Origin of the sequence: Dorea sp. 210702-DFI.3.17, from assembly GCF_020560825.1 — a bacterium.
GTDB lineage: Bacteria > Bacillota > Clostridia > Lachnospirales > Lachnospiraceae > Dorea > Dorea formicigenerans.
This window is the reverse complement of the sequence record NZ_JAJCNB010000052.1, coordinates 1-10,692: the sequence shown is the minus strand read 5'-3', so window position 1 is coordinate 10,692 and position 10,692 is coordinate 1. Positions and strand designations below refer to the sequence as shown.

Sequence of the window (10,692 nt, the reverse complement as noted above, 5' to 3'; positions counted from 1 at the left end):
ATAGAGTTTTCAAGGTACAAGTCCCATTTTGGGTATGGGAAGTCTTTATTAATTATACAAAAAATAATCCCCTTAAAACTAATCAAAAATCAATCGTAAAAAAATACGATTGATTTTTTGCGCATTTTTGCATATAATATAATCATTATGGTTGGAAAGGGAACGATTACTATGCGTGAAACAAGAATATTAGAATTCAAGGAAACGATTACGAATACTTTTTTGAAAACAGTTAGTGCCTTTTCGAATTACAATGGTGGAACAATTCTTTTTGGGGTTGATGATAATGGAAATGTGAAAGGATTGCTAGATGTAAAACAGGCCTGTCTGGATATCGAAAATAAAATCAATGACAGTATATCACCTCAACCAGACTATACACTTGAAATACAGAATAATGACCAGACGATAAAACTTACTGTAAAAAGTGGTCTTCAAAAACCGTATTTATATAAATCAAAAGCATACAAACGAAATGATACAGTAACGATAGAGGTAGATACATTAGAATTTTCAAGGCTTGTATTAGATGGAAAAAATATTAGCTTCGAAGAATTACCTTGTAAAGATCAGGAGCTATCTTTTAAAATTTTACAGTGTAAACTGAAAGAAAATATTTACATTGAAACTTTCAATCAAGATACTTTAAAGACATTGAACCTGTATGACAATATAAATGGTTATAATAATGCAGCGGGACTTTTGGCAGATAAAAATCATTTTTCAGGAATTGATATTGTTAAGTTCGGTGAGAATATTAGTATTATTCAAAAAAGAGTAACGTTTGAACATATATCGGTTTTAGAAATATATGAAAAAGCACTTGCTGTATTTAGAGATTATTACCAATATGAAGTAATACAGGGGGCTGACAGAAAGATGGTAGAGAAAATACCGGAAGCAGCTTTCAGAGAAGCAATTGCAAATGCTTTGATTCATAGGGTATGGGATATTAATTCACACATCAGAGTTTCTATGTTTGATGATAGAATAGAAGTAGTGTCTCCTGGTGGATTGCCGGCTGGAATAACGGCAGAAGAATATTTATCAGGTAAACTATCTATTTTAAGAAATAGAAATCTTGCAAATGTATTTTACAGACTGGGATTAGTAGAGATATTTGGAACAGGAATTGCACGAATCAAACAACTGTATGCAGAGAGTTTGATAAAACCAGAATTTGAAGTGTCAGAAAATGCTATAAAAATTGTACTACCGATATTTGAAACGAATGTCAATTTAACCGAAGACGAAAAAGTGATTTACAAATTTTTAAGTAAGACGATGCTGAAACCAATAAGTGAAATTGCACCATATGTCCCATTTGGCAAATCAAAAACAACACAATTACTGAAAGCTATGGAGAAAAAGGGTGTGATTGCAGTTGAAGGAAAAGGCAGAGGAACAAAATATATCATTAAGTGATTGAGAACATAGAGGGTTCAAATTACACGATCTTTCAATAACACAAGGAGAAAATCATATGATAAAAATTTTATTTATATGTCATGGAAATATTTGCCGATCAACGATGTCTGAATATGTTATGAAATATCTAATAGACCAGGCGGGGCTTGCCAGTGAATTCTATATTGATTCGGCTGCAACTAGTCGTGAGGAGATTGGTAATGGTGTTCATCATGGCACGAGACAGAAGTTAAAAGAAGTAGGAATTCCGTGTGGCAACCACAGGGCACGGCAGATGATGAGAAGAGACTATGAAGAGTTTGATTATATTATCGGTATGGATGCGTGGAATATCCGAAATATTATGAGAATCATCGGTTCAGATCCAGAGAAAAAAGTTTCTATGCTTTTAGACTTTACGGATCGTTCGGGAACAGAAATTGCTGATCCGTGGTATACGGGCAATTTTGATGCGACCTATGATGATGTACTGGAAGGTTGTACAGGATTGTTAGAGCATTTGAAGAATATCAGCTGGGAGATGACTCCACCTTTATAGGTGGTGAGAAACAAGCTGGTATCAGTGGTGGGAGTCAATCCCCCAGCTGATATAGCCTCCGGCAGGATTGCAGAGGTGCGCAGTAGAAGTATGTCATGCAATTGCATGACGCGCACCTCGCAGCAAGAATGCCGAGGCATTCTTGAATTTATAACAAAAAATAACTTGAAGGAGTGTAAGAGTGATTTATGAAAAGTTTGTCTATGAGAAATAGATGTGTAATCGGATTTACGCTGTTTTCCATGTTTTTTGGAGCAGGCAATCTGATATTTCCGCCGTTTCTGGGTGCTGAAGCGGGCAGCAGTACGATACCGGCTATGGTTGGAATGTTACTGACTGCGGTGGTATTACCTGCTCTTGCGGTGATATCTGTGGCAAAGCATGATGGATTGAAGAATTTGGCGGGAAGCATACACCCGGCATTTGCGACAGTTTATGCGGTGCTGATCCATTTGTTAATCGGACCTTTTGTTGCAATTCCAAGGACAGCATCTACCAGTTTTGAGATGGCGGTCGTGCCATTTTTATCTGACGGAGTCAGTGCGGAGTCTTTATTGATTATGCGGTGTATATACTCGTTTACATTTTTTGTGATAGCAACGATAGTCGCGCTGAAGCCAACGAGACTTAAGGATTTACTGGGAAAAGTAATGACACCGATTCTGTTGATTTTGATTGCAGTTATTTTCGTGGGAGTTGTTGTAAAGTTCCCGACAGTTGTAAGACAGGCAGATGCGAGCTATAAAGGGCATGCGCTTCAGCATGGTTTTGTCACGGGATATCAGACAATGGATATTTTAGCGGCATTTAACTTTGGCGCAGTTATAGCTATGAACATTGAAGCATTTGGTGTGAAGAATCGGAAAGGTGTGGCTAAAGAGACGATTCTGGCGGGAATTGGAGCTGGAATCTTACTTTGTATTGTATATAGCGCAACAGCATATATTGGTGTATTGTGCAGTAGTAAGGTCGGAAATGTGGAAAATGGAACGCAGATTCTGACCTATGCAGTTCACGCATGTTTTGGCATCTATGGAAAAGTATTGATTGGTATTATATTTTTCATAGCATGTTTTAATGTATGTGTAGGTTTGCTCTGTTGCTGTTCTGCATATTTCCACGAATTAGTTCCGAAGATTTCGTATTTTAAATGGTTACTTGTCTTTTCTGTCTTCAGTTTTGTGATTTCCTGTGCGGGATTAAATGCGATTTTAAATGTATCATTGCCGATTCTGAAAGTGATGTGTCCTATAGCAATTGCATTGACTTTTTATGGTCTTGTCAGACGTAAAAGGCAGTAATAAATATTTATCTCATAGGAATATGTCAGCTTTGCTGACCAGAATCACGCGCCAAGTCTCACGGATGTTCGACTTGAACTTAGTTGAGAAGTTTTAAGTACGTTTGACTGAAATAGTGAAAAATCTGTAATATGGAGAATTTTAGAAATATATCAAAATCTCCTATATTACAGATTTTTTAGTTACATATGGATGTAGTTAAAGTGCTCTAAAAATTTATACCTCGCAGGATCGAGAAAATGTGCAGAAGATTATTTTAGTCAAATAATTCTTTCAACATAGCAGCATCAAATGTAACAGAGGATACATGATTTACCTCGATTTGATATAGTGCATTTGCTGCGATATGCTCGGCAGCCTGCTCCAGATCACGGATTCCAGTCGTATCTGAGAATTTTTCAATAATAGTGTCCAGAGCTTCTGGTGACACGATACATTCGCTTTCTTTTAAACTCATACGTTTTAAAATCTTTGGCAGTGCAAATTTGGAGAAAATAACTTTCTTCTCTTCTGGTGTGTAATCCGGAATATCAATAACAGCAAAACGTGACATTAACGGTGCACTGATCTGGGATTTATCATTGGCTGTTGCGATTGGATAAACACCGGAAGTTGGAATCATACACTCAATGTAGTTGTCTGTAAATCCAAGATTATCTAATAGTGTCAACAATACATCGGCTGGATTTCCATTTCCTTTACCGGAAGCAGCTTTGTCAAGCTCGTTGATAATGAAAACCAGGTTAGATTCTCCTGCCATTGCAAATGCATCCATAATAATACCGGTCTTGGCATTTGCGTATATACGGGAACTTCCGGTCAACTGTTCCGGGTCATTGATGGAGCTCATATCCAAAGTTGTCCAAGGCAGTTTAAGGATTCTTGCAACAGCGTAGGCAATTTGAGATTTTCCTGTTCCTGCAGGTCCTACCAGGAGAAGTCCGTAAGCCGGAAGGGTATGTGTACGGTTGATCTGGATGATTGTCTCTATAATACGTTGCTTTACGCGTTCCATACCGTAGAGTTCTTCGTCTAAGATACGTCTTGCTTCATCAGGATCAATTGATTCAAAATAATCTGTCTTCCACTGGATATTCATCATAATAGAAAGCGCACGCTGTGCGTGGCGTCGTTCTTCCGGGGATACTTCGTGGGATTTTGCAACTGCCAGATTACGTCTTGCCCAGAGACGGATGTTATCAGGAAGAGTTCTTCCGGCACAAGTAATGAAGTCGGTAATACTCTGAATACTTGTAAGTTTCATATCATCACCGAGTTCAGAGTCTTCCTCTTTCAGCGTCTCATCAAGCGGGGCGCTGCTGGAAAAGAGCCGTTCCATCATAAACTGAAGGAAACCGTCTTCAGCAGATAATTTTGTGGCACCGCCATAGGCAATTTCACGAATTTTGTAGACTGCATAACCGTCTGGGAGGTTCTTACCGGACAGACGAACGTTGATATGATTTTCGCCGAGCCATTTGATCAGGCTTACAAAGCGGGAATCAATCTGAAGAATATTGGCACTGATAATACCATCTTCTTCTTCAAATTCAAATGCTGTGTGCTTTGCAGGGTTTGTGAATACACCGCAGGAATGATGAGCCCACTGGCGGGGAGCATTGTCCAGAAGAAGAATCGGATCTTCCGGAGTAGCAACATTTTTATCAGAGTGAAATGTAGTGTAAGTAACTTCGGTTGTTGTCGTTGTTGATTCAGGATTACTAAAATCAAATACTGGCATGAGAGAGTCTCCTTTGTAATTTATTTTCTAAGATACTATGGATAGATTCATGCGATACATTTCGTAATTCTGATATCTTACATGAATTGTGCAAATACGGACGCACCAATTACAGTGATAAGTCCGGATACTACGATGGACAAGCTGCTCATTGCGCCTTCAATATCCCCAAGCTCCATAGCTTTGGAAGTTCCGATTGCGTGGGAAGCAGTGCCGATGGCAATACCCTTGGCAATAGGTTCTTCAATTTTGAAAAGCTTACATACGCTTTCTGCACACATATTTCCCAGTACACCTGTTAATACGATGATAGCAACGGTGATGGAAACGTATCCTCCAAGTTCTTCTGATATACCCATTCCAATCGCAGTTGTAATAGATTTTGGAAGAAATGATACATATTCCTGATGTGTAAATCCAAATAGGACTGCCATGGCAAGAATACTTCCAAGGCTTGCAAGTACACCACTGAAAATACCGACCGCAATTGCTTTCCAGTTGGATTTCAATAATTCGAACTGTTCATAAAGCGGAATAGCAAGGCAGATTGTAGCTGGTGTAAGCAGATAAGAAATGTATTTCGCTCCTTCATTATATACCTTATAATCAATTCCGGAAACTGCTAAAACAGCAATTACTATAATTACTGCGATAAGGAGCGGATTGAAAATGGCAAGTTTGAATCTCTGTTTTAATAATGCGCCAATTCCGTAGGCGAGAAGGCTTAACATTACCCCGAAAAAGACAGAGTTGTTAAAAAATTCCATAGCTACATTCCCCTTCCTTGACAGACAAAGCTTTTTTTAACGCTGCTTTTTTTGAAGCGGAATAACGAATCATATATTGAGTAGTCATGCCAGAGACAGCCATAACAAATATAGTAGAGAAAATAGTAACAACAAGGTACAGAATCCATACTGACCGAATAATATCCCATGCTTCTAAAAGTCCTACAGCAGCTGGAATAAACATTAGTGGCATGATTTCAATCAGAAATCGACCTGTTTCTTCAATCTCTGAAAGAGGGAAGAAACCCAATTTTAAACAGGTGAACATCAATATAATTCCATAGATGCTTGCAGGAACTGGAAGCGGAAGTACATGGTTCAACAATTCTCCGATGAAAGAAAAAACAAGAATAATCCCGAATTGTTTCAAAAATTTCATTTGTAAAATCTCCTTATTTCTTATTAATATGTAGTTGAAAAGTAATGCTTGTCTATCGTAGCACACACGAAAGATGGTATCAAGGGAAAAACTTTGCAAAATATAATGATACATTTTATCGTAGTTTGTGTAAATTTCCTAAAATAAAAAAGAGATGATTTAACAACAAATCAACGAACAAAATTATGACTATCTTGATAGGAAGGTAAAATTTTTGGGGGAAAGTTATAATCCTGAAAACACTGTATTTACGGGGTTTTTCGGGGATTATAAAAAGTTTTTGCAAAAAAAATAAAAAAAATTAAAAAAAAGGGTTGCCAAAACACTTGCGCTATGATATTATAACATTCGTCGCGAGTGATACACACGAAAAACACACAAGCGATAAAGAATATGGCTCCATGGTCAAGCGGTTAAGACATCGCCCTTTCACGGCGGTAACACGGGTTCGATTCCCGTTGGAGTCATTTTTATTATGCCGATGTGGCTCAATTGGCAGAGCAGCTGATTTGTAATCAGCAGGTTATCGGTTCGAGTCCGATCATCGGCTTAGTTCCTAAACGGGACTTAATGATTTTGGACCTTTAGCTCAGCTGGTTAGAGCAATCGGCTCATAACCGATCGGTCCTGGGTTCGAGTCCCCGAAGGTCCATTTATCTGGCCCAGTGGCTCAGTTGGTTAGAGCGCCGCCCTGTCACGGCGGAGGTCGAGAGTTCGAGTCTCTTCTGGGTCGTTGATATCATTTGTATGATATCACGTTTATTTTTTTTGAATATGGGATCATAGCTCAGCTGGGAGAGCATCTGCCTTACAAGCAGAGGGTCATAGGTTCGAGCCCTATTGGTCCCATTTTGCGACGAGAGATTGTTGCAGAATTTTAGATAGTTTAGTCGCAAAATGTGACACGCGCTCCGCGCGATGCACACAGCTCTAACGAGTTGGCGCAGAAGCTAGAATGCCGCAGTGGCGGAACTGGCAGACGCACAGGACTTAAAATCCTGCGGGACTTATACTCCCGTACCGGTTCGATTCCGGTCTGCGGCATTAGTTAAAAATGGGAGAAACGTTGAATTTACAGCGTTTCTCTTATTTTTTTGTTTTAAAATGTTTGAACACCTTTGAACACTTTATGATGAAATACCAAGATTCTGAAAAGCAAGCCTGTCATTCTTCCTCTTATTGACATTCCGCAAGTAATGCAATGTTGTAGCTGTCTCACTATGTCCCATTAAATAACTAAGGGTTGTAAGATTATTTCCGTCAAAAGCTGTTGAAGCATTGTAAAAGCGGATTTTATGACTGGAATGATAAGGAACACCGGCTTCTTTGCAATATTTCTTCAAACGGCGATTAAAGCTGTCTGTTGTCATAATCTCGCCGTTGGGTTCAAAGACATATATTCCATTTGGATTTAATTCCTTTGCTTTGTGAAGAATTTTAAGTGCTTCGTCTGTAAGGAACTGTTTACGGAATCCATGAGAAGTATTTCCTTTCATTTGATTTACTACTTTTACTTTTCGGCTTGAGAATGTTAAATCATCATTCAATGTACGTTCACAGGTCGCCTGTCTGTGAAGATATACAAGCCTGTTATTGTAGTCAATATCTTCCCAACGGATAGCTTTTGTTTCTCCAACACGGATAAAGAGATAGAAAGATAACTGTATTGCAAGAGAATATGGTTCTATGATACACCGAAGATAATTTAATAACTTATGCGTATCATCACGGGAAAATACATTGTCACTTTGTACTTCTACTGGCTTATAGGTAAACTGTTTGAAATTCACATCAGAGACAGGATTATGTGATATAATTTCTTCTTCAATCGCATAACTCATGATTCCATTCAAAACAGAACGGGCATTACTGACTCGCTTGTGCGTGAACTGTCGGTCTTTTGTAGCTTCTCTGAAAAAGCGGATAAGCGTGATTGGTTTGATTTCGCCTATCTTCATTTTAACAAGTTCTGTATCTTTGAAAAATCTATTCCATTCAGATACATATTCTTGAATTGTTTTTGCTTTTACGGAAGTATAATCTCTTTTATACAAAAGCCATTCAGCATATAATTCTTCTAGTGTGACATTCTGACGGTTTTCAGCTTTCTGCTTTTCGATATAAAATCTGATGATTTCTTTTTCAAGGTTCTCTTTACTCTTCCTCTTAACAGGACGGCGTTTGTTAGGTTTGGTTTCATCGGGTAAATAAGTACGCCAGCTTTTTTCTGATTCCGAGTAATAAATTTCATATTTGTGATTCTTCAAGATTTTTTTATTTGCCATAATTTTAAAATCTTTGAAGACTTCATCTGTGGTCATGTTAGCACAGGTGGCTAACGTATTCAATAATGTTATATCTGAAAACGTAACGGGATTATCCATAAGATTCCCCCTTTACGCAAGGATTTTCTTTTTTAATTTTGATGTAGATAACACTGCTGTCCTTTAAGCATGAACCAGTAGATAAGAAAGCGTTGGTATCGTAAATTTGCCTTGTGTATTCTTTCTGAAAGACGATATTTTCTTTTTGTAAGTCATGTAAAATGTCTTCGGTCAGCATGACTTTTGTTTCGTGTGGAACTTTCAGATTTTGAGATTTAAAAAAGGCTTTTTTCTTATGTTCTTTCAAATCAAGGTCTTTTCCAAAATACTTGCTAAGATAACGACCTCTGTTTTCTTTGCTGTCTACATCAATGCGATTGATTTTAATAAATCCATGTGACCATAAATTCTGTAATTTTTCTTTTGCTATATACGGAAAATCAAAGAAAATAACATGATAATGGATTGCTCCACGCTTCTGTTTCTCCCACGTTGCAAGGTATTTTAATAACTGGGTTTTGGTATGGTACAAATAATAATTTAATCGCTGGATAAAATACTTAAATTCACGGTTAGTTATCAGGATTTCCTGAATGTTTTCTTTAAATGTCAGCGTTACAAATTTTGTTTTGTTATCAAAGTTGCAGTCAACAATACGGGCAATATCCCAACGAGCCTGTTCGTAATGTTTCTGCTTGCGTTTTAAACTGTCATATTGCTTATGAGCTGACATTTCATCAAATTTTTTTCGGTTACTTGTGTCTGTTAAATCTGCCTTTTCTTTCGAGTGAATAAAAATAGGGTTTTCGTAAATATATACTTCTTTTGTAGTAGGAGTTTCAATGATTTTCGTATTGTATGCAAAACACTCTTTTGTTTTGCTCACGAATCTCACCTCATATCCCAATTTTTGTAATGAATGTTCCGATTGTTTTCGGAAGATGTTGTTTTATATATCAAGTATAGAGGTCAGCCAGTTCAGCACCTATGACGTTGTCCGGCACTGACTGGCTGACATAGTAGGGAAATTATTTCATTCCCACTTTTCTGATATTGGAAGCTTCTGCTTTGACAGAAAGACGTCCATTATAGAGACTAGCCCAAGTATGTAATCCATCAAATGAGACTGGAATCTGCCCTTTTTGTTCAAGTTCTTCGTTGGTAACAATCGCTGTGTTAGCTTTAATGCCTACTTTGACTTTTTCAAACTTTAATTTTGGAAGAAGAACTGTATAGTAGAATCCTAATTTTTCTTTTGTAGAAAAGTCTACCCAGTCAGAAACTTCTACTAACTGAAATTCCTCTTGCAGTTTGTCTGGATTTAAAATAAAGTCATTTCCTCTAATCATCGTTTCACCTCCTTACGAATATCTGATTATCAGATATTAAGATAATCTTATGATAAAACAAGCGTTACAGAATGTCAATAGAAAATATCTGAATATCCGATAAAAAGATTGACAGAGAAAATTTGATGAAATATAATGTGCTTATAAAGGAGGTTCGCTATGAATAAAATAAAAGAATTGCGGAAAGAAAAGAATATAACCGTTGCGGAACTTGCAAAAGAATTAGGCATTTCACAAAGTATGCTTACGAACTATGAAAATGGAAACGGAACGCCGAGAGATGAATCTATATGGGAAAAATTATCACAGATATTCGGCGTGAGTAAAAGCCACGTTATGGGATTAACTACGGATATTGAAACAGCAAATAAGACAAAACAGTTGAAAGTGGTTGTGGATACATCTCAGCCGATCTCAATACAACCGAAGAATCAGACAGACCTTGATGTATTGATAAAACTGGATTTGATAGACAGTGAAGACATGGAAGAAGTGTCAGAATTTCTTGATAAACTGTTGGCACAGGAGAAATATGAGGGACGGAGAGAATCAAACGTTAAATATGTCGTTGAGTAGAAAATGCTTCTCAGCCGACCACTTGCCCAGTCGACCCGCCGCCCTGTTAGGAACCGTCGCACTGGGCATCCTTGCGGAACGTTAGTTTGCGAAAATACGAACAAGGAAATACTGCAATAAGAGGTATGCCAAGAAAATATAAAAATCTTGCATACTTTTTTTGATTGAACATTTTGTGAAATGGAATTATACTGTGTATAATGTGAAACAGACAAATCGTTAAGGAAAGAATCGAAGGTGGTGCAAACGAAAAAGCAGTATTGAGACT

The 10,692-nt window shown here is 37.6% G+C and carries 10 protein-coding genes and 6 tRNA genes; 10 read left to right on the top strand and 6 right to left on the bottom strand.

Going from position 1 to position 10,692, the window contains the following annotated elements; all coding sequences use genetic code 11:
* The first annotated feature begins 147 nt into the window (after positions 1 to 147).
* The 3 genes from LI149_RS14410 (at position 148) to brnQ (ending at position 3,267) form a co-directional block, all read left to right on the top strand.
* Complete coding sequence (locus LI149_RS14410) at positions 148 to 1,425, top strand: ATP-binding protein (RefSeq protein WP_255647495.1); 1,278 nt, start codon at positions 148 to 150, stop codon at positions 1,423 to 1,425.
* Positions 1,426 to 1,483: 58 nt separating this feature from the next.
* The gene (locus LI149_RS14405) at positions 1,484 to 1,966 is read left to right on the top strand and encodes a low molecular weight protein-tyrosine-phosphatase (RefSeq protein ID WP_227143555.1); all 483 of its coding nucleotides are present in this window, start codon (positions 1,484 to 1,486) and stop codon (positions 1,964 to 1,966) included.
* Positions 1,967 to 2,169: 203 nt separating this feature from the next.
* The gene (brnQ, locus tag LI149_RS14400) at positions 2,170 to 3,267 is read left to right on the top strand and encodes a branched-chain amino acid transport system II carrier protein (RefSeq protein WP_227143554.1); all 1,098 of its coding nucleotides are present in this window, start codon (positions 2,170 to 2,172) and stop codon (positions 3,265 to 3,267) included.
* A gap of 256 nt (positions 3,268 to 3,523) precedes the next feature.
* On the opposite strand, the gene LI149_RS14395 is transcribed toward brnQ, so the two are convergent.
* From LI149_RS14395 to LI149_RS14385, 3 genes are all read right to left on the bottom strand, one after another.
* Positions 3,524 to 5,008: an AAA family ATPase gene (locus LI149_RS14395; protein WP_005330986.1), complete on the bottom strand. Its 1,485-nt coding sequence runs from the start codon at positions 5,006 to 5,008 to the stop codon at positions 3,524 to 3,526.
* A 77-nt stretch (positions 5,009 to 5,085) separates the two neighbouring features.
* The gene (locus LI149_RS14390; protein WP_227143553.1) at positions 5,086 to 5,775 is read right to left on the bottom strand and encodes an LrgB family protein; all 690 of its coding nucleotides are present in this window, start codon (positions 5,773 to 5,775) and stop codon (positions 5,086 to 5,088) included.
* Positions 5,762 to 6,175, bottom strand: coding sequence for a CidA/LrgA family protein (locus tag LI149_RS14385; RefSeq protein ID WP_005330988.1), 414 nt, complete (start codon positions 6,173 to 6,175; stop codon positions 5,762 to 5,764). Before LI149_RS14385 ends, LI149_RS14390 begins: the two co-directional genes overlap by 14 nt.
* A gap of 395 nt (positions 6,176 to 6,570) precedes the next feature.
* Between LI149_RS14385 and LI149_RS14380 the strand changes: the two genes are divergently transcribed.
* The 6 genes from LI149_RS14380 (at position 6,571) to LI149_RS14355 (ending at position 7,219) form a co-directional block, all read left to right on the top strand.
* Positions 6,571 to 6,642 (top strand) — tRNA-Glu (locus LI149_RS14380).
* 10 nt (positions 6,643 to 6,652) lie between these two features.
* Positions 6,653 to 6,725 (top strand) — tRNA-Thr (locus tag LI149_RS14375).
* Positions 6,726 to 6,753: 28 nt separating this feature from the next.
* Positions 6,754 to 6,827: transfer RNA gene (locus LI149_RS14370), tRNA-Ile, on the top strand.
* A gap of 7 nt (positions 6,828 to 6,834) precedes the next feature.
* Positions 6,835 to 6,908, top strand: a tRNA-Asp gene (locus LI149_RS14365).
* A 43-nt stretch (positions 6,909 to 6,951) separates the two neighbouring features.
* Positions 6,952 to 7,024: transfer RNA gene (locus LI149_RS14360), tRNA-Val, on the top strand.
* A 108-nt stretch (positions 7,025 to 7,132) separates the two neighbouring features.
* Positions 7,133 to 7,219: transfer RNA gene (locus tag LI149_RS14355), tRNA-Leu, on the top strand.
* 83 nt (positions 7,220 to 7,302) lie between these two features.
* Here the strand turns inward: LI149_RS14355 and LI149_RS14350 are convergent.
* The 3 genes from LI149_RS14350 to LI149_RS14340 form a co-directional block, all read right to left on the bottom strand.
* On the bottom strand, positions 7,303 to 8,460 hold the full coding sequence (locus LI149_RS14350; RefSeq protein WP_226861802.1) for a tyrosine-type recombinase/integrase: 1,158 nt from the start codon (positions 8,458 to 8,460) through the stop codon (positions 7,303 to 7,305).
* A gap of 91 nt (positions 8,461 to 8,551) precedes the next feature.
* Positions 8,552 to 9,385, bottom strand: coding sequence for a Rep protein (locus LI149_RS14345; protein WP_173794097.1), 834 nt, complete (start codon positions 9,383 to 9,385; stop codon positions 8,552 to 8,554).
* Positions 9,386 to 9,527: 142 nt separating this feature from the next.
* Positions 9,528 to 9,848: a hypothetical protein gene (locus LI149_RS14340; protein ID WP_005330993.1), complete on the bottom strand. Its 321-nt coding sequence runs from the start codon at positions 9,846 to 9,848 to the stop codon at positions 9,528 to 9,530.
* 159 nt (positions 9,849 to 10,007) lie between these two features.
* Here LI149_RS14340 and LI149_RS14335 point away from each other — a divergent pair, with 159 nt between their 5' ends.
* Positions 10,008 to 10,424, top strand: a complete 417-nt coding sequence (locus LI149_RS14335) for a helix-turn-helix transcriptional regulator (protein ID WP_005424130.1) — start codon at positions 10,008 to 10,010, stop codon at positions 10,422 to 10,424.
* Positions 10,425 to 10,692 lie beyond the last annotated feature (268 nt).

Excerpts from the sequence above, each read along its gene's own strand:
- LI149_RS14410 (WP_255647495.1), top strand. The coding sequence starts at position 148 with ATGGTTGGAAAGGGAACGATTACTATGCGTGAAACAAGAATATTAGAA.
- LI149_RS14405 (WP_227143555.1), top strand. The coding sequence starts at position 1,484 with ATGATAAAAATTTTATTTATATGTCATGGAAATATTTGCCGATCAACG.
- brnQ (WP_227143554.1), top strand. The coding sequence starts at position 2,170 with ATGAGAAATAGATGTGTAATCGGATTTACGCTGTTTTCCATGTTTTTT.
- LI149_RS14395 (WP_005330986.1), bottom strand. The coding sequence starts at position 5,008 with ATGCCAGTATTTGATTTTAGTAATCCTGAATCAACAACGACAACAACC.
- LI149_RS14390 (WP_227143553.1), bottom strand. The coding sequence starts at position 5,775 with ATGGAATTTTTTAACAACTCTGTCTTTTTCGGGGTAATGTTAAGCCTT.
- LI149_RS14385 (WP_005330988.1), bottom strand. The coding sequence starts at position 6,175 with ATGAAATTTTTGAAACAATTCGGGATTATTCTTGTTTTTTCTTTCATC.
- LI149_RS14350 (WP_226861802.1), bottom strand. The coding sequence starts at position 8,460 with ATGGCAAATAAAAAAATCTTGAAGAATCACAAATATGAAATTTATTAC.
- LI149_RS14340 (WP_005330993.1), bottom strand. The coding sequence starts at position 9,848 with ATGATTAGAGGAAATGACTTTATTTTAAATCCAGACAAACTGCAAGAG.
- LI149_RS14335 (WP_005424130.1), top strand. The coding sequence starts at position 10,008 with ATGAATAAAATAAAAGAATTGCGGAAAGAAAAGAATATAACCGTTGCG.